At 66.9% G+C, this 18184-nt stretch carries 17 protein-coding genes; 5 read left to right on the plus strand and 12 right to left on the minus strand.

The features are described from left to right. Nucleotides 1-67: 67 nt before the first annotated feature. Nucleotides 68-2161 carry a DNA primase gene (gene dnaG, locus KBY57_RS01785; protein ID WP_254994159.1) on the minus strand — a complete coding sequence of 698 codons (2094 nt, stop codon included), beginning with the start codon at nucleotides 2159-2161 and terminating at the stop codon, nucleotides 68-70. Between the two features lie 32 nt (nucleotides 2162-2193). Between dnaG and KBY57_RS01790 the strand changes: the two genes are divergently transcribed. Further along, nucleotides 2194-3057 carry a DMT family transporter gene (locus KBY57_RS01790; protein WP_254994160.1) on the plus strand — a complete coding sequence of 288 codons (864 nt, stop codon included), beginning with the start codon at nucleotides 2194-2196 and terminating at the stop codon, nucleotides 3055-3057. Here KBY57_RS01790 and KBY57_RS01795 read toward each other — a convergent pair. Both KBY57_RS01795 and KBY57_RS01800 read right to left on the minus strand, forming a co-directional pair. Then, the gene (locus KBY57_RS01795; protein ID WP_254994161.1) at nucleotides 3032-3475 is read right to left on the minus strand and encodes a hypothetical protein; all 444 of its coding nucleotides are present in this window, start codon (nucleotides 3473-3475) and stop codon (nucleotides 3032-3034) included. The two genes, KBY57_RS01790 and KBY57_RS01795, sit on opposite strands and share 26 nt — an antisense overlap. 80 nt (nucleotides 3476-3555) lie before the next feature. Next, on the minus strand, nucleotides 3556-4059 hold the full coding sequence (locus tag KBY57_RS01800; RefSeq protein WP_254994264.1) for a hypothetical protein: 504 nt from the start codon (nucleotides 4057-4059) through the stop codon (nucleotides 3556-3558). A 21-nt stretch (nucleotides 4060-4080) separates the two neighbouring features. Here KBY57_RS01800 and ruvA point away from each other — a divergent pair, with 21 nt between their 5' ends. From ruvA to KBY57_RS01815, 3 genes are all read left to right on the plus strand, one after another. Continuing rightward, nucleotides 4081-4728, plus strand: a complete 648-nt coding sequence (ruvA, locus tag KBY57_RS01805) for a Holliday junction branch migration protein RuvA (RefSeq protein WP_254994162.1) — start codon at nucleotides 4081-4083, stop codon at nucleotides 4726-4728. Nucleotides 4729-4819: 91 nt separating this feature from the next. Then, nucleotides 4820-5089 carry a 30S ribosomal protein S15 gene (gene rpsO / locus KBY57_RS01810; RefSeq protein ID WP_094559543.1) on the plus strand — a complete coding sequence of 90 codons (270 nt, stop codon included), beginning with the start codon at nucleotides 4820-4822 and terminating at the stop codon, nucleotides 5087-5089. Nucleotides 5090-5102: 13 nt separating this feature from the next. Next, entirely contained in the window at nucleotides 5103-5522 is a 420-nt protein-coding gene (locus KBY57_RS01815) for a PAM68 family protein (RefSeq protein WP_254994163.1), read from the plus strand. On the opposite strand, the gene KBY57_RS01820 is transcribed toward KBY57_RS01815, so the two are convergent. From KBY57_RS01820 to KBY57_RS01860, 9 genes are all read right to left on the minus strand, one after another. Beyond that, nucleotides 5502-9032: a DNA polymerase III subunit alpha gene (locus tag KBY57_RS01820; RefSeq protein WP_254994164.1), complete on the minus strand. Its 3531-nt coding sequence runs from the start codon at nucleotides 9030-9032 to the stop codon at nucleotides 5502-5504. The genes KBY57_RS01815 and KBY57_RS01820 overlap by 21 nt on opposite strands. A 111-nt stretch (nucleotides 9033-9143) precedes the next feature. Continuing rightward, complete coding sequence (gatA, locus tag KBY57_RS01825; RefSeq protein ID WP_254994165.1) at nucleotides 9144-10628, minus strand: Asp-tRNA(Asn)/Glu-tRNA(Gln) amidotransferase subunit GatA; 1485 nt, start codon at nucleotides 10626-10628, stop codon at nucleotides 9144-9146. Nucleotides 10629-10672: 44 nt separating this feature from the next. Further along, on the minus strand, nucleotides 10673-10912 hold the full coding sequence (locus KBY57_RS01830; RefSeq protein ID WP_094559540.1) for a DUF1816 domain-containing protein: 240 nt from the start codon (nucleotides 10910-10912) through the stop codon (nucleotides 10673-10675). A gap of 61 nt (nucleotides 10913-10973) precedes the next feature. After that, a complete protein-coding gene (rlmB, locus tag KBY57_RS01835) occupies nucleotides 10974-12629 on the minus strand; it encodes a 23S rRNA (guanosine(2251)-2'-O)-methyltransferase RlmB (RefSeq protein WP_254994166.1) in 1656 nt (551 codons plus the stop codon). 15 nt (nucleotides 12630-12644) lie between these two features. Further along, entirely contained in the window at nucleotides 12645-13031 is a 387-nt protein-coding gene (locus KBY57_RS01840; RefSeq protein WP_094559648.1) for a ribonuclease III domain-containing protein, read from the minus strand. A gap of 52 nt (nucleotides 13032-13083) precedes the next feature. Then, nucleotides 13084-13428, minus strand: a complete 345-nt coding sequence (locus KBY57_RS01845; RefSeq protein ID WP_254994167.1) for an STAS domain-containing protein — start codon at nucleotides 13426-13428, stop codon at nucleotides 13084-13086. 102 nt (nucleotides 13429-13530) lie between these two features. Beyond that, the gene (gene carA, locus KBY57_RS01850) at nucleotides 13531-14667 is read right to left on the minus strand and encodes a glutamine-hydrolyzing carbamoyl-phosphate synthase small subunit (RefSeq protein ID WP_254994168.1); all 1137 of its coding nucleotides are present in this window, start codon (nucleotides 14665-14667) and stop codon (nucleotides 13531-13533) included. 22 nt (nucleotides 14668-14689) lie between these two features. Then, nucleotides 14690-15733: an anthranilate phosphoribosyltransferase gene (gene trpD, locus KBY57_RS01855; RefSeq protein WP_254994169.1), complete on the minus strand. Its 1044-nt coding sequence runs from the start codon at nucleotides 15731-15733 to the stop codon at nucleotides 14690-14692. A gap of 157 nt (nucleotides 15734-15890) precedes the next feature. After that, nucleotides 15891-16238, minus strand: coding sequence for a DUF3288 family protein (locus KBY57_RS01860; protein WP_254994170.1), 348 nt, complete (start codon nucleotides 16236-16238; stop codon nucleotides 15891-15893). A 77-nt stretch (nucleotides 16239-16315) separates the two neighbouring features. Between KBY57_RS01860 and KBY57_RS01865 the strand changes: the two genes are divergently transcribed. Beyond that, on the plus strand, nucleotides 16316-18082 hold the full coding sequence (locus KBY57_RS01865) for an ABC transporter ATP-binding protein (RefSeq protein ID WP_254994171.1): 1767 nt from the start codon (nucleotides 16316-16318) through the stop codon (nucleotides 18080-18082). Nucleotides 18083-18184 lie beyond the last annotated feature (102 nt).

Here is an 18184-nt window from a genome sequence, read left to right on the forward strand (position 1 = left end):
CACAAACCGTTGAACGGGCTGTGAAACGGGCTATGAAACGCCCTGGTGAGCACAGCCGCACAGAGGATCAGGCCGCGGGTTGGGCCATCACCTCCCCGTAGCCGGCGCGGCGCTGGGAATCGAGGTGCTCCAGGTGTTTGCGCTCGTTGTAATAGAGCTCCTGGAAGCGAAGGGCATCGCCATTGAGCTCGGTGAACAGGGCTTCAATCCGCGCCTCCATGTCGCTCACCGGAGCCAGACCAGAGGCGGCGGCTCGCGCCTCCTGCCGCTCCTCATCCAGCAGCCGGGCGATGCAGCGCTCCAGGGTTTCGAGGCGCTGGGTGCTCCAGGCATCCAGGAGGTGCCGGCAGCGCTTGACGCTCTTCTGGCGCTCCAGAGCAGCCGTGGCGCCGCGCAGCTGCAGCATCGGCTGGCTGAGGGCCATGCGCTGCAACTCATTGGGCTCCAGTAGGGGCGTCAAGCGGCTGAGCAGGGTGCTCTGCTCCACCACCAGCTGATCACCCAGCAACCGGGGCAGGTCGAGATCGCCAAGGTCGTGGCCGGGATCGCTGCCGCGGTTGATCGCCTCCAGCCGCCCGACCCCCAGGTTGTCTTCCTCAAGGGCGCTGATCGCCGCCCACAGCAGGCGGTGGTGTTGCAGGGCGAAATCGTCGAGCTCCCGCTGGCGCAGCTCCACCCGGATGGCAGCGCGGTGGCTGGGGCAGTGCAGATAGAGCCGCAATAGCTCCGCCTCGGCCCGTTCCCGCAGGCCCGCCTCGCCGGGCTGTTCCCACTTCTGGGAGCGGCCGTGCCAGCGCTGGCCCTTCACTTGCTGACGCAGGTCGTCCTCCAGCTGGATCGCCAGACGCGCCTGGCCGCCGCTGAGCCGCTCGGCCACCCGCTGCAGGTAGTGGCTGCGCACGGCGCTCTGGGGCAGCTTGCCCAGCAACGCCACCAGGGCCGTGACCGCAAGCTGGAACTGGTCGGGGCGGGCTAGGTCCCGCCCCTCCAGCACCTGCTCGATCTGCCAGTCGAGCCACAGGGGAGCCTGATCCAGCAGCGAGCGGTACTCGCCAGCCCCCTGGCCCTTGAGGAATTCATCGGGATCCTTGCCGGCGGGCAGGTGCAGCACCCGCAGCTCCAGCTGCCCCTGCAGCGCCAGCTGCTCCACCTCGCCGATGGCCCGCTGGGCGGCGCGCACACCCGCACCGTCGCTGTCGAAATTGAGGATCAGCCGGCGGCTTTCGCAGCAGCGGCACAGCTGGGTGATCTGCTGGCTGCTCAGGGCCGTGCCCAGGGCCGCCACGGCATTGGTGATGCCGGCGGCATGCAGGGCGATCACATCGAAATAGCCCTCCACCACCACCGCCCGGTCGTCCTTGCGGATGGCGTTGCTGGCCTTGTCGAGGCCAAACAGATGCTTGCCCTTCTCGAACACCTCCGTTTCCGGGGAGTTGAGGTATTTCGGCTCGCCACCATCGAGGCTGCGGCCACCAAAGCCGATCACCCGCCCCTGGCGGTCCTTGATCGGCACCATCACCCGGTGGCGGAAGCGGTCGTAAAAACCACGGCTGTCCTGTGAAAGAGCCCCCTTGCGGGGCACCACCAGGCCAGCCGCCTCCAGCAGCTCCGGACCCAAGCCCTCCACCTGCTGCAGGTGGCTGAGCAGGCCGTCCCAGCGGTCGGGGGCGTAGCCGAGCTCAAAGGCCTCCAGGGTGGCTTCACTCAGGCCGCGGCTGTCGCGCAGGTAGGCCAGAGCCGCTGCGCCCTCGGGGGCGCGCAGCTGGCTGCGAAACCAACCCGCCGCCAGGGTGAGCACCCGGTGCAGCTGCTCGCGACGGGAGAGCTGCTTGCGCAGGCGCTCCTGCTGGGGGCCGTCGAGGGTTTCGATCGGCAGCTGATATTTGCGCGCCAGCTCCAGCACCACATCGCTGAAGCTCTGGCGCTGATGCTCCATCAGAAACTTGATGGCATTGCCGCCGGCCCCGCAGGAGAAGCAGTAGTAGAACTGCTTGGCCGGGGACACCGTCATCGACGGCGATGTGTCGTCGTGGAAGGGACAGATGCCGACGTATTCCCGCCCCTTCTTTTTGAGCACCACGTGCTCGCCCACCACATCGACGATGTCGGCCCGCTCCTTGACGGCCTCGATCGTGCGGGGGTGGAGACGCGGCAGGCTCAAAGCGATCGAGGGCGGCGGTGGGCGCTGAAGCGATGACCGATTCTGACCGGGGCCGGCGGGCCATGCTCGGAATGGTGGCCAGCGCCCTGAGTTTTTCGCTGATGGGCGTGTGCGTGAAGCAAGTGGGCGGGCGCATTCCCGCCGCCGAGGTGGTGCTGGCCCGGACCATTGTGAGTGTGGCCCTGAGCTGGTTGATGCTGCGCCGGGCTGGCATCCCCCCCTGGGGCAAGCGCAGGTGGTTGCTGATCTGGCGCGGAGCGATCGGCACCGCCGCCCTGCTCTGCGTCTATGCCGCCCTGGCCGCTTTGCCGCTGGCCTCAGCCACGGTGCTGCAGTACCTCTATCCACCGTTCACGGCACTGCTGGCCTGGCTGATGCTGGGCGAGCGCATCGGCAAGCGGGTGGTGGCCGCCATGGCCCTGGGCTGGCTTGGGGTGCTGCTGGTGGCCCAGCCCGGCGGCAGCATGGCCCTGGCCTGGCAACCGGTGCTGATCGCCGTGGCCGGGGCCCTGTTCACGGCCCTGGCCTACGTGAGTGTGCGCTCCCTGGGCCAGAGCGAGCACCCGCTGGTGATCGTCTTCTACTTCCCCCTGGTAGCCCTGCCCCTGAGCCTGCCGCTGGTGGCGCTCCATCCGGTGCTGCCCAGCCCGATGGAAGTGCTCTGGCTCCTCGGCGTGGGGCTGTTCACCCAGCTGGGCCAGGTGTACCTGACTCGCAGCCTGATGGCCCTGCCGGCGGCACGGGCCACAGCCATCAGCTACGTGCAGGTGGTATTTGCGGGGGGCTGGGGCTGGCTGCTGTTCGGCGAAGCGATCGACGCCTGGACCATCGCTGGCGCGGCCCTGGTGCTGGCCGCCACCCTGGTGAGCCTCAGTCACCGCCAGCGGGTGCGCTGATCCGCTCGGCGTGGGCCACCACCCGGCGGCAAAACTCCAGGAGCTCCTCAGGCGTCATGTCGTGGCGCGCATCGTTGGTGCGCCAGGCGCAGATCACAAACGCAGGCTCCGGGCTGCCTGTGGGTTGGCTGGGAGTTGGCAGTAGAGCGAATCGGCGCTTGTGCTCAGCCCCAGCGGCATCGGCTTGCTTCGGGTCGTAGCTCCCGATCAGGTGCCAGTCGAGCGGCTCGCCGGTCCAGTGGTCCAGGCCGGCCGAGGCCACCACGGCGTTGTGAATGGCCAGGCGGTAGTCCTGCACATTGCCGCTCCCGCCGCGCTTCTGATCCCGCTTGCACAGGGTGACGGCCTTGCGCTGCACCCAGCCGGGATAGGTGCGGGCAACAGACTCAGGCAGCCAGGGCGGGGCGGGGGTCTCCATGCGGTTCGCGTAGGGGTTCGGGATGCGGTGCGGGTCGTGAAGCTCTGCGGATGACGAATGAAAGGGGTCCTGAAGCCTGATCAGCCCTTCAGCGGCAGGGGGTCGGTGATCCAGGCCTGCACGTTGGCATCGTCCCCTGCAGCGCCATCGGCAGCGAGGCCGCTGGGCCTGGCCAGACGCCAGCTCTCGCCCCGTTCCCCACGCTGCAGATAGAGCTCAAAGGGGCTGTCGACCCGAATCGGATCGCCGGCCAGGCGCCAGTCGAACTGACCCAGCACCCGCAGGCCCTTGGCGTCGCCGATCCGCACCGACTCCTGTTCAGACACCCGCACCCGGCTCACCTCAGGGGTGCCGCCGGCCTCGAGGGCGAGGGCCTCAGCGATGGCCCCCTGGGTGAGCTGGATCTGCAACTCCAGGGCCTGCAACAACACCGAGCGCGGTGGCTGAGCGACACCACTGCAACCGGTCAGCGCGGTGCAGACCACCAGCACCATCGGCAACAACCAACCGAGCAGCCGGCGGGACTGCCACCGGGATCGAATCGCGGGCGAGGCCTGGGCACGGCTGGGCAGGGCGGGCACGATGGGGGACCTTTCACTGCTCCCATGATCGGCTGGCTGCAAGGGCAACTCACCCATCCCTGGCAGCAGGACAAACGCTTCGGCCTGATGCTGGTGTGTCAGGGGGTGGGCTACGACGTTCAGGTGAGCCAACGGCAATGGCAGCAGCTGCCGGCGGAGGGCAGCGCCGTGAGCCTGCACATCCACCACGCCATCCGCGACGACGCCTGGATCCTCTACGGCTTCGGCGAACGCCACGAGCGGGATCTGTTCCGGGAACTGGTTGCCGTGAGTGGTGTGGGTCCCCAGATGGGCCTGGGGCTACTCGGCGTGATGGATCCCAGCGAGCTGGTGCAGGCGATCGTGCAGGCCGATCTGCGCCGGCTCTGCCAGGCCCCAGGAGTGGGCAAGCGCACCGCAGAACGGCTGGCGGTGGAACTGCGCACCCGGCTGCAGCAGCGGTTCCTGGGGCAGCTGGAGGGGCAGGACGACAGTGATCCCCTGGCGGAGGGCCCCCTGCTGCCCGCCGCCGGTCGGGATGAGGTGCAGCTCACCCTGGCGGCCCTGGGCTACGAGGCCCTGGAGATTCACCGAGCCCTGCGGGCCGTGGCCGCAGGCGGGCTCGGAGAAGAGGCTGGGCCGGAAGATTGGATCCGCGAATGCCTGCGCTGGCTGTCCCGCCAGGTGGCCTGACCGACAGCTACCCAGACCCCTGGGCGGTATGGTGGTCGCTTGCACCGTAGGTCCCCAACCCGGGCCCAGCCTGCGCTTCACTCCCCAGCCCATGCCGCTCACCACCACCAAAAAGCAGGAACTGATCAACGGTCACCAGACCCATGGCACTGACACCGGTTCGGTGGAAGTGCAGGTGGCCATGCTCAGTGAGCGGATCAGCCAGCTGACCGGCCATCTCCAGAAGAACAAGCACGACTTCTCCTCGCGCCAGGGTCTGCTCAAGATGATCGGCCGCCGCAAGCGGCTGCTCGGTTACCTCAACGGCATCAGCAAGGAGCGCTACAGCGCCCTGATCGCCAAGCTCGGCATCCGCGGCTGAACGGAGCGCGTCCATGGCCGGCAAAGGAATTCAACGCCGAGTTCCAGCCGGCAAAGGCTCACGTCAACCCGCTGGCCAGCAGGTGATTCCCGATGCGGTGGCCAACCGCATGGCCCGGCGCATCGCCATCGGCACCGGCATCCCCACCCTGATGGGAATGGGCGTGTTTGTCGGCAGCTACTTGCTGGTGAGCCGAGAGATCGCCGACATTCCCCCTGGTGCCACCTTGGCGGCATCGGGGGCTTGTTTTTTTCTGGGCTTGCTCGGCCTGAGCTTTGGGGTGCTGTCAGCCAGCTGGGAAGACCAGCCGGGCAGCCTGTTGGGGACCGAGCAGATCGGAGTGAACATCAGCCGCCTGCGCAGCTCAATTCGGAGCATGCGCACAGGAGCCAATGCTCAACCGCCGCCCAGCTCAGGCCGCAAGGATGGGTGAGCTGACCCGGGCGCTGAAGTCGGCGGCGGTCAGCGTGTCGAGGGCGGCTCCCACGTCGCCCACACAAAACTGGGGCCCGAGTCGCACGAAGCGGGTCTGATCCGCCTGGTGCACCAAGGCCACCACCGGCACCCGCAGTCCGGCCTCCTCCTGGGGGGGCTTATGGCGGTGCAGGCATTCCCGTAGTCGGTGCTGGATGGCGATGTCGGCAGCCTGTTCGGCCGGCAGATCGACCATCAGCAGCTGAAGATCGTCGATGGAGCGGCAGTCGTCGACAATCAGCTGCACGCGATCATCGCGGCGGTCAACCGACGCCCACACCAGCAGACGGGCGTCCACCATCAAGTGATCCGCCAGGCGGGCGTAGCTCTTGGGAAACACGACGGCCTCGCAGCTGCCGGTCAGATCCTCAAGGAGCAGCACGGCCATGCGATCGCCCTTGCGGGTGGTCACCTGGCGCAACTCAGACACCATCACCACAGCACTCACCTTGGCCTTATCGGCCAACTCCTCCAGGCTGCCGAGGGCCACCGGTGAGAGCAGTTTCACCTGGTGGGCCAACTGCTTGAGGGGGTGATCCGAAAGGTAGAAGCCCACCAGCTCCTTCTCCAGACGCAGTTTCTCGGTGGGGGGATAGTCCGGCACTGGAGCAGCCTTGGGCGCCGTACTCAAATCGGCCACGCCAGCCGCAGTGGAATCGGCCCCCGCGGCGGCTCCGAACAGGTCAAACAGATTGCCCTGACCGCTGGCCCGATCCTTGGCGCGGGAGCTGGCCCAATCGATCACCAGTTCAAGATCCGCCATCAACTGGGCCCGGTTGGCCTTGGGTTCGAGGGCATCGAGGGCACCGGAGTGAATCAAGGCCTCCATGGCTCGGCGGTTGAGCTGCTGGCCGGGAATGCGATCGCAGAGCTCGGCGAGAGATTCATAGGGGCCATCGCTGCGTCGACCTTCGATCAACTGACGGATCGCCCCATCGCCCAGATTGCGCACGGCCGAGAGGCCGAACAGGATGCGATCGCCCACTGGTGTGAAGTCGATTCCGGAGGCATTCACATCCGGCGGCATCACCTCGATGCCCATGGCATTGCAGTTGGCGATGTAGCGCTGCACCTTGGCGCTGTCGCCGGCATTCACAGTAAGCAGCGCCGCCATGTAGGCCACTGGATAGTGGGCCTTGAGATAGGCCGTCTGATAGGTAACGGCCCCATAGGCGGTGGAATGGCTCTTGTTGAAGCAGTATTCCGCGAACAACACCATCTGTTCAAACAGGGCTTCCGCAACCCTCGGATCAACACCCCGCTCGGTGGCACCACTCACGAAGATGCTCTGGTGTTTCTCCATTTCGCTTTTCTTCTTCTTACCCATCGCCCGCCGCAGCAGGTCGGCCTCCCCCAGGGAATAGCCGGCCAGGTCCTGGGCGATCTTCATGATCTGCTCCTGGTAGACCATGATCCCGTAGGTCTCCTTCAGGATGGGCTCTAGCTTTTCATGGGCCACATCGATCGCTTCGCGACCGTGTTTGCGGTTGATGAACTTGGGGATCAGTCCTGCATCGAGCGGACCCGGTCGATAGAGGGCTAGAATCGAGGAAATGTCCTCCAGGGATGAGGGCTTGAGATCGCGCACGATCTGGCGCATGCCACTCGATTCAAGCTGGAAGATGCCTTCGAGATCGCCCCGGGCCAGCAGGGCGTAGGTCCCTTCGTCGTTGAGAGGCAGGTCGTCGGGATCCACCTTCACGCCACTGCTCTGCTCAACCAGATCAATAGTCTTGTCAATCATCGTGAGGTTTTTGAGCCCGAGGAAGTCCATCTTCAACAGGCCCATCGACTCCACGTCTTCCATGAAGTACTGGGTAATCACCTGGCCGTCGTTGTTGCGCTGCAGCGGCACCAGCTCATCGAGCGGATCTGCGGCAATCACCACGCCAGCCGCATGCACCCCGAAGGTCTTGTTGGTGCCCTCGATCCGCATGGCCATGTCGACCCAACGATTCACCTGAGGATCCTTCTCGTATTTCTCCCGGAATTCCGGTGCCGGCGATTCAGCGCCGATCATCTCATTGAGCTTGGCGGGCTTGCCCCGCACCACAGGAATCAACTTGGCCAGCCGATCGGCATCGCCGTAGGGAATATCGAGCACCCGCGCCACATCTTTAAGCACGGCCTTGGAGGTCATGCGGTTGAAGGTGATGATCTGGGCCACCTTTGCTTCGCCATAGCGCTGGGTGACGTAATCGATCACCTCACCACGGCGCTCGATGCAGAAGTCGGTGTCAATATCCGGCATCGACTTGCGCTCCGGGTTGAGGAAGCGCTCGAACAGCAGGCCATTGGTGACCGGATCGATGTTGGTGATGCCCAGGGCATAGGCCACCAGGGATCCGGCCGCCGAGCCCCGACCTGGCCCCACCGGGATGCCGTTGTCACGGGCGAAGCGGATGTAATCCCACACCACCAGGAAGTAGGTGGGAAAGCCCATCTGCTCCATCACCTGCAGCTCGAACGCCAACCGCTCGCCGTACTCCGGCTCAAACGCCGCATCGCTCTCCAGATGCAGACGATCCCGCAGGCCCTGCTCGGCCACCGCGGTGAGATAACTCACCGGTGTATGACCCTCAGGAATGGGGAACCGCGGCATCTGGTAGCGGCCCAGGATGTCGTAGGCCTCCACCTTCTCGGCCACCTTGGCGGTGTTGGCGACAGCCTGCTCCACCACCGCTGGCGGCAGGTGATCGCCGAAGAGGGCGAGCATCTCGGCCTCGCCTTTGATGTATTCGGTGCCCGTGTAGCGCAGGCGCTTTTCGTCGCTGATCAGCTTTCCGGTGAGCACGCACAGCAGCGCGTCGTGGGCTTCCACGTCGTTGGCGCTGAGGTAGTGGGCGTCGTTGGTGGCAATCAGCTCAATGCCCAGCTCCGCGCCGATGCGAGCGATCTCGGTGTTGACGATGCGGTCTTCGATGCCGCCATGGTCCTGGATCTCCAGGTAGAAGTCGTCGCCGAAGGTCTGCTGATACCAGCGGGCCACGTCGCGGGCCACCTCGGGGCGGCCCCGCAGGATCGCCTGGGGAATCTCGCCGCCCAGGCAGGCGGTGGCCACAATCAACCCTTCGCTGTGCTGGGCCAGCAACTGCTTGTCGATGCAGGCACGGGAAAAGATGCCCCGGCCGCGCATGCCGCGCAGGTGGCTGATGCTGGTGAGCTTCACCAGGTTGCGGTAGCCCACCGCGTTCTTGGCCAATACCACCAGGTGGTAGCGCTTCTCCTTTTTCTGCTGGGGGTCATCAATGGAGCCATTGATGACATACATCTCGTTGCCGATGATCGGCTTGATCCCCGCCTTGGTGCAGAGCTTCAGCAGCTCGATGGCGCCATACATGACGCCGTGGTCGGTGAGGGCCAGGGCGGGCATGCCGAGCTCGACCGCCCGCTCCACCATCGCCGGCAACTGACTCGCCCCGTCAAGGAGGCTGTAGTCGCTGTGGTTGTGGAGCGGAACGAAAGCCAAGGGCAGAAGCGGCCGGCGGGCACCAGGTGCAAACCCAAGTTAGGCGACTACGCAAGATCCAGCGTGGTATTTGGAGCGCCCTGGGCTACCGGCACCAGATCTGGAGTGCCGCTAGGGCACCAGATCAGCCACGGGGCGGCTCTGCATCACCCGTGCGGCTTGCTCGTAGTGGTGGGCCACCTGCAACAGCCGCGGCTCTTCGAGCACACCGGTGATCAGTTGCAAGCCGATTGGCAAGCCCTGGAGATCGAAGCCGCAGGGGACATTGATCGCCGGCAGGCCGGCCATGTTGGCGGGGATGGTGAGCAGGTCGGCCAGGTACATGGCCAGGGGGTCGTCGCTGTGGGCGCCAAAGCCGAAGGCCGTGGTGGGGGAGGTGGGGGTGAGCAACACATCCACCGCCTCGAAGGCCCGGTCAAAGTCGCGACGGATCAAGGTGCGCACCTGCTGGGCCTTTTTGTAGTAGGCATCCACGTAGCCGGCCGAGAGGGCGTAGGTGCCGATCAGGATGCGGCGCTGCACCTCATCGCCGAACCCCTCGGCCCGGCTGCGCGCCGTCATCTCCGCCAGGCTGGCCGCATCGGCCGCGCGGTAGCCGTACTTCACGCCGTCGTAGCGAGCCAGGTTGGCCGAAGCCTCCGATGGCGCAATCACGTAATAGGTGGCGATGCCGTCGTTGAAGCGGGGGCAGCTCACATCGACCAACTCACAGCCCAGGGCCTCCAGCTGGGCGGCAGCGGCGAGCACAGACGCCTTCACCTGGGGATCGAGGCCCTCCGCTTCAAAGCACTCGCGCACCAGGCCCACCCTCAGCCCGGCCACCGGCTGCTGCAGGGTCTCGACGTAATTGGGCACGGGGGCGTTGAGGCAGGTGGAATCGCGGGGGTCGGCACCGGCGATCACCTGCAGCAGCTCGGCAGCATCAGCCACCGAGGTGGTGAAGGGGCCGATCTGGTCGAGGGAGCTGGCGAAGGCCACCAGGCCGTAGCGGCTGACGCGGCCATAGGTGGGCTTGAGCCCGACCACCCCGCAGAAGGCAGCCGGCTGGCGGATCGAACCGCCGGTGTCGGAGCCGAGGGAGGCCATGCACTCACCGGCGGCAACCGCCGCCGCACTGCCGCCGGAGCTGCCGCCGGGCACCTTCTCCGGATTCCAGGGGTTGCGGCTGGGGCCAAAGGCTGAGGTCTCCGTCGAGCTGCCCATGGCGAACTCGTCGAGGTTGGTTTTGCCCAGCAGCACGCCACCGGCCTGCCAGAGGCGCTCGGTGACGGTGCTCTCATAGGGGGGCACAAAGTGCTCCAGCATGCGGCTGGAGCAGGTGGTGGCGACCCCTTTGGTGCAGAGGTTGTCCTTGATCGCCAACGGAATCCCCGCTAGCGGGGGTAGCTCTTCACCGGCGGCCCGGAGGGTATCGATGCGATCGGCATCGGCCCGGGCCCGCTCCGCGGTGACGTCCAAATAGGCGTGCACGGTGGAATCGACCGCCGCGATCCGAGCCAGATGGTGATCGGTGAGTTCCCGGGCCGAGATGTCGCCCTTGCGCAGTTGCTCACGCCAGGCGGCGATCCCCTGCTCCCGCGATCCGGCGATCCCCATTCACCTACTTGCTAGCTGGTCTGGACGCTATCAGCTGACCCCGATCAACCCACTTCGGTGAGGGGCTCACCCCGGCGGGTGCGCAGCAGCTGATGCTCCAGGGATCCGGGCGATTCAGCCTGCAGATCGGCGAGGAAGGCTGGCAAGTGGGCCTCAAGGGTGCCACGACGCACAAACGGCCCAAACCAGTAGACCGCGTCCGGTGAACGGGTTTCCACCCGCGCCCACCAAGCTAGGCCCAGACCATTGGCGCAGCTGCGCACGGGCCACAGCAGGGGATTCATGGAGCAGGGGCATGACTGCGTCCATTCTGCCCGCCATTGGGACCGGAAGGGATTGGGCGCATCACAGCTGAATGTCCCCGTTGAAACCCGCGGGCCCTGCCGGGGTCAGACCGAGGTCCAGGGTGGTCTCATTGACGCCGGGATCCGCCACGGGAGCCTCATCCTCAGGAGGCATCCAAGCCGCAACAGGCAGCTCTTCAGCAGCAGCCAGCTCGGCGATGGGGGGAGCCTCCTCCAGTGCCAGGGGAGAGACCTCAGGCTCAGCAACCAGCTCAGTGACCAGCTCAGCGGGCTCCGCCGCTGGAGCGGGGAGCTGGGGGCGAACCAGGCGCGGTGCGGGCTGGGAGCCACGCAACCCCTTCATCCAGCCGCGACGGGCCACTTCATAAAGCAGCAGGGCGGTGGCCACGGAGGCATTGAGGCTGGGGGTGGCACCGCGCAGTGGGATACGCACCAGCTGATCGCAATTGCGGCGGGTGAGCATGGAGAGGCCATCGCCCTCCGATCCGGTGACGATGACCAGGGGTCCCTCCAGATCGGCCTCCTCCAAGCTGACGGTGCCCTCAGCGGCCAGGCCCACCACCCGATAACCCTCCTGTTTGAGGGTGTCGAGGGCGCGGTTGAGATTGACGACCCGGGCCACGGGCAGGTGCTCCAGTGCACCGGCTGCCACCTTGGCCACCGAACCGGTGAGGCCGGCGCTGCGGCGCTGGGGCAAGACCAGGCCATGGGCCCCGAGCGCCTCGGCGCTGCGGACGATCGCCCCCAGGTTCTGGGGATCGGTGAGGCCATCCACCGCCATCAGCAGCGGCGGTTCGCCGATGCCGGCGCATCCCTCAAGCAGGGTCGGCAGGTCAAGGGTTTCCGCAGCGGCGGTCTGCAGGGCAATGCCCTGGTGCACGGCCCCACCAGTGATCTGCCCCAGGCGCGCCCAGGTGACCTCCTCCACCAGCACCCCGGAGGCTTTGGCCTCGCGCAGCAACTGGAGAAATTTCGGGCTGAACCGCATCTCCGGCGTGCACCAGACGCGGTGGATGGGACGACCACTTTCAAGGGCTGCCTGGGCTGGATGGCGTCCCCAGATCAGGTCGGTGCTGGGGTCAACGCTGTGGCGCTCCGCATCGCCACTGGGGGGGAGGCTGTCGGCATCGACAATCAGGGGCTTGGGCGAGAAGCGTCCTGGCGACGGGCGCCCACCTTCAAATCTGCCACCTTCAGATCTGGCGCTGTCGAATCTCCCACCGTCAGCACGGCGTCCTTCGAAGCGGGGGCCATCGGGCCGGCGCCCTGCAAAACGGCGACCATCGGGGCGTCCTGCTGCATCGGGGCGCCGACCCTGGGGACGACCTTCAAAACGGCCACCAGGCCGGCGGTCGTAGGGCTTGCTATCGGCGGCACCGCGATCCCCTGAGAAACGATCCGGCCTGCGCTCCCCATAGGCGGGGCGGTCGCTGTCATTGCGACGCTCAAAGGGGCGGCGTTCACCTCGGCTGCTGGGGCGCTCGGCGCCGCCGTCGCGGCGGGGCTGATAGCGCGAAGCACCACGAGGGGCAGGCCCGCCTGGGTCGCGCCGGGCATCGCGGCTTCCCTCCCGGCCCTCGCCAGCTCCATCGCGGCGCCACTCCGGCTTAGGACCGCTGAAACGGGGTGGGCGACCAGCCCCGCGGGCCCCGCCCCCCGTCCGCTTCTCGGGGCGGCGATCAAATCGTGGGCTCATGGCGTCTTCCGCAGGTTATGGATCGTTCTCCTTCAAGTGATCTAGCAGCTCGACCAACCGGGGAGGGTTGTGAAGAAACAGCCAGCCCAGCAGCGTCTCAAAACCCGTGGCCTGTCCATAGGCCGCCGCATCCCCCCGGCGCGGCCCCCGACCGGCCCGGTTGCGGCCGCGCCGCACCAGATCGCGCTCGGCCTCGCTGAGCAGGGAATCAAGACACTCCAGTGCCTGGGCCTGGGCATCGGCGCGCACCACCTGCACCACCTGCTGATGCAGGGTCTGGGAGCGGGCAGGGCGACGACAGCGCTGCAGGCGATGGTGCAACTCCCACACCGCATCCCCCAGCCAGGCCAGCTGCAGGGGGCCGAGCTCGGCACCGGGGGGCTGGGGCGTCAGCCCTGCCAACCAACCCGTGCTGTCCGACCCCGTGCTGTCCGATGGGTCAGGGCTGCCCTGCTCAGGCCGCGAGGGTGCCAAGGGCGGTGTCGAGATCGGGCTGGAGATGCAAAAACTCTTCCAGGCGCACCAGCTTCACGGTCTGCACCACCCGGGCGTTACCCACCACCAGAAACTGTTGCCGGTCGGCGTTGCACTGCTTGGCAAGTTGCACGAGCGCCCCCAGTCCGGAGGAGTCGATGAAGTCGATGTGGCTCAGATCAATCACCAAGGACTGGCCGGTGCCTCGATGGGAGGCCACAAACTCGCCGAACTGCTTGTCGGAATAGGCGTCAAGCTGGCCGGTGAAGCGGAACAGCTGGCAGTGGGCCTGCTGCTCGAAGCCCCCTCGAAGGGACACCGTCAATCGCTGCAGGTCGTTGATGGCTCCAGCCCCCGATCCGTTCTGGGGCGAAGTGTAGGGAGCAAATTTGTCGCTGCAGCAGTCGCAACAAAACTGCGACAGGCTTCAGCGGCGCTCGGCCATCAGGGTGGCAAAACGAGCGAAATGGTGGTCGGCGTCGTGGGGACCGGGGCTGGCCTCTGGGTGGTACTGGACGCCGAACACAGGCTGAGAGCACATCTCCAAGGCCGCCACCGTCTGGTCGTTGAAGTTGTGATGGGTCACGCGCACCCGCTCGGCGGGAAGGGAATCCGAATCCAGAGCGAAGCCATGGTTTTGGCTGGTGATCTCGACCTGGCCGGTGCTGCCGCAGGGATGGTTGAGGCCGCGGTGGCCGTAGCCCAACTTGAAGGTGCTGCCCCCCAGGGCCAGCCCCAGGATCTGGTGACCCAGACAGATCCCGAACAGAGGCAGGTTGGGCTGGGCAATCAACCCCTTGGCCAGCGCAATGCCAGTGGCGACGGCGGCCGGATCGCCAGGTCCATTGGAGAGGAACACCCCCTCCGGCTGGTGGCTGAGCACCTGCTCGAGGCTGGCGTCAGCGGGTAACACGGAGACCCCACAGCCATGGGCCACCAAGCGCTCGAGGATGGCCCGTTTGATGCCGAAATCGATCGCCACCACGCGGTAGGGGCGATCGGGGCGCTGCTGCAGCCGGGCGTCAAAGGCGGCGCCACAGGAGCGATCCCACTGATAGGGCTCTGGGGTCGACACCTGGGCCGCCAGGTTGAGGCCCTGCATGGAGGGGGCTGAGCGCACCTGCTCCAGCAAGGCCCCCGGGGCGGTGCCATCGCTGCTGATGGCCCCGTTGATGGCACCCCCTTCTCGCAGATGGCGCACCAGGGCGCGGGTGTCGACGGCACGGATGCCGACCACGCCGTGCCGGCTCAGCCATGCTTCCAGATCTCCTTCGGAACGCCAATTGCTGGCGCGTGGTGCCAGCTGGCGGGCAATGACGCCACGCACATGGGGCCGATCGGCTTCCTGGTCGTCGGCATTGACGCCGGTGTTGCCAAGCTCGGGATAGGTGAAGGTGACCAGCTGCCCGGAGTAACTCGGGTCGGTCATCACTTCCTGATAACCGGTCATGCCGGTGTTGAACACCACTTCACCGATGGCCGTGCCGCGGGCACCAAAGGCTTCGCCCCGCAGGACCGTGCCATCGGCCAGCACCAGCAGGGCAGTGGCAGCAGGCTCGCTCACGGGTTCAACGCAGATGGTTCGATCATCCCGCAGCGGGGGCGGGGAGGGCGGCGCGCAGCCGCTCCAGGGCCTGCCAGCCGCCGCCAGCCGCCAGGGCCTGCTGGGCCTGCTGGAGTCCCTCCGCCACGCTATCGGCCCGGCCAGCGGCCCACAGCACCAAGGCCGTGTTCAACGCCACCACATCCTGTTGGGGCTGGGTGCCCCGGCCCTGGAGCACCGCTTCAAGGATGGTGCGATTGGTGGCGAGGTCGCCGCCAGCCAAAGCCGCCAGCGGCGCTCGAGCCAGGCCCAACTGCTCGGGGTCGAGTTCATCGGCCTGCACCGCGCCATTCTCGACCAGCCGCAGGGCATTGACGCCGGCGAGGGACGCCTCATCCAGGCCACCGTGGCCGTGCACCACCACCGCGCGCCGCAGGCCCAGCTGGGCCAGGGCCTCGGCCATGGGATCGAGCAACTCCGGCCGGGCCACCCCCAACACCTGGGCCTCGGGCCGCAGGGGATTGACCAGCGGCCCGAGCAGGTTGAACACAGTGCGCACCCCAAGGGTGCGACGCAGGGGGGCCAGGCCGACGAGGGCCGGATGCCAGCCCGGCGCAAACAGGAACGTGAGCCCTGCATCGGCCAGGGCGCCGATCACCTGCTCCGGTGGCGCCTGCAGATGCAGGCCCAGAGCTTCCAAAACATCGGCCGAGCCCACCCGGCCGCTGGCGCTGCGGTTGCCGTGCTTGGCCACTGGCGCACCGCAGGCAGCCGCCACAAAGGCCACGGCGGTGGAAATGTTGAAGCTGTCGGCGCCGTCGCCCCCGGTGCCGCAGGTGTCCACCAGGGCGAAGGACGGGCGGGCAGCTGGCATCGGACAGGCCTGCCGCAGCACCGCAGCCATGGCCGCCAGCTCGCCACCCGTCACCCCCTTGGCCCGCAGAGCCACCAGCAAGCCGCCGGTGAGCACGGGGTCAATCTGCTGAGCCAGCCAGCCATGCATGAGCGCCGTGGCCTGCTCTGTCGAGAGCGGTTCTCCCTGCAGCAGTTGCTCCAGGAGAGCGGGCCAGGGATGGGCTTGGGCCATGGGGATCGGGGAGGGAAGGGTCCGTAGGAGCCGGACTTGAAGCCAGAGCTGGAGGCAGAAAAAAGCCCGGGTGCAAAGCACGCCGGGCCGGGTGATGGGGACTCCTCCACTATCACCCGAAGAGGGGGAAATTGGCGATGCCCCCGAGCAACGTTGTTCAGCCCTGCTCCTGATCGGCGGTATCAAAACTGGATCCCACCGCCTCACTGGCCGCCGGCGCCGGTCGAAAGCCCGCCTCCCAGATGGCGCGGGTGCGGCGATGCAGCTCCTCCCGGCTCAGGCCCCAGAGTCGCAGCGTCTTGGCCAGGTCGGCGCTGAGGTCATGGGCGCCAGGAAAACCCTCGTAGCGCATGAGTAGACGCGCCGCATCCACGAGGTGATCGTCGGCCGGCACCTCGGCCGCCAGCAGACGATCCACCACGTCCCGATCGGTGGCATAGAGGGGATGGCACTGGTCGTTGTTACCGGAAGCTTTGTTGCCGGAAGCCGGGTTACCGGAAGCCATGGCGCTGCCCCATTCAGGTGTCCAGCCTGCCGGAAAAGCGCGTCCCTAGGTTGGGGCCACCTGTGCACCCGGCCCCGATGGGAGCCATCCGGCTGGATCTGATTGGCCGCTACCTCCGGCCCCACCGCAAGGTGGTGCTCCAGGGCATGGTCGCCCTGGTGGTGGTGAACCTGCTGAGCGTCTCGATACCGCTGTTGGTGCGGCGGGTGATCGACGACCTGCAGGACGGCTTTGCCCTCCAGGACGTGCTGGCGCAAGCGGCTCTGATCGTCGCCCTGGCAACGGTGATGGGCGCGGTGCGGCTCTACTCGCGCATGCTGGTGTTTGGCGTGGGCCGGCAGGTGGAAGCCGACCTCAAGCAGCAGATCTTTGATCATTTGTTGCGGCAAGAGCCCGGCTGGGTGCAAACCACCGGCAGCGGCGAGGTGATCAGCCGGGCCACCAGCGACGTGGAAAACGTGCGGCGTCTGCTGGGCTTCGCCGTACTCAGCCTCACCAACACGGTGTTGGCCTATGCGCTCACCTTGCCGGCGATGCTGGCCATCGACCCGTGGCTGAGCCTGGCGGCGGTGGGGCTCTACCCCCTGATGCTGATGGTGGTGCGCCTGTTCGGAGGGCGAATGATGCGCCAGCAGCGACGCCAACAGGAAGCGCTGGCCTCCCTGAGCGATCTGATCCAGGAAGACCTCTCCGGCATCAGCGCCATCAAGATCTACGGCCAGGAGAGCACCGAGCAGGCCGCCTTCGCCGGACGCAACCGGATGTACCGGGATGCAGCCCTGGGACTAGCCCGCACCCGCAGCACGCTGTTTCCGCTGTTGGAGGGCATCTCCTCGATCAGCCTGCTGCTGCTGCTGGCCCTGGGCAGCGGCCAACTCGAAAGTGGCCGCTTGACGATCGGCGACCTCGTCGCCCTGATCCTGTTTGTGGAGCGACTGGTGTTTCCCACGGCACTGCTGGGCTTCACCCTCAACACCTTCCAGACAGGCCAGGTCAGCCTGGAGCGGGTGGAAGACCTGCTGCGCCGGCGCCCCCTGATCGTGTCGCCTCGATCACCCCAACCGCCAACCCAACCCAGCCGGGGCGCAATCGAAGCCCGCGGTCTCACCGTGCGCTACCCCGGTGCTCCGCGACCAGCGCTGGTGGACGTCAGCTTTGTGCTCCATCCCGGCGAACTGGTGGCGGTGGTGGGGCCCGTGGGCTGCGGCAAAACCACCCTGGCCCGAGCACTGGGACGCATGGTGAAGTTGGAGCCCGGCCAACTCTGGCTCGATGGGGTCGACATCACCGCCCTGGATCTCGAGGCTCTGCGAGCCCAAGTCGGCCTGGTGCCCCAGGAGGGCTACCTATTCACCGCCACCCTTGCCGACAACCTGCGCTACGGCGAGCCCGAAGCGCCCCTGGAGCGCGTTCAGGCGGCAGCCCGCCAGGCCCGGCTGGAGGGCGATATCAAGGGCTTCCCCGATGGCTACAACACCCTGGTGGGGGAACGGGGCATCACCCTCAGCGGCGGCCAGCGCCAGCGCACGGCCCTGGGACGAGCCCTGTTGGTTCAGACGCCCCTGATGGTGCTGGACGATGCCCTCGCCAGTGTTGACAACACGACAGCCGCCGAAATCCTGCGCAGCGTCCGCGAGGAACAGTCGCGTCAACGGCAGACCCGCACGATTTTGATGATCAGCCACCAACTCTCGGCCGCCGCCGCCTGTGATCGGGTGCTGGTGATGGAGGAGGGGCGGCTGGTGCAGCAGGGCCACCACAGCGAGCTGCTCGCCCAGGGCGGCACCTACCGGCGGCTGTGGGATCGGGAACAGGCCACCGAGCAGCTCAGGGCTGCGGGTTAACCGTTGCAGCTGAAAGCTGCGGGCTGATCTCAACACTTGTTGCCCTCTCCAGACAACCCGGCCCGCCGCGGCTTACCTAGAAGAGATCGCCAATCGCGTCCG

Source organism: Cyanobium sp. Aljojuca 7D2, assembly GCF_024346415.1.
Lineage (GTDB): Bacteria > Cyanobacteriota > Cyanobacteriia > PCC-6307 > Cyanobiaceae > Cyanobium_A.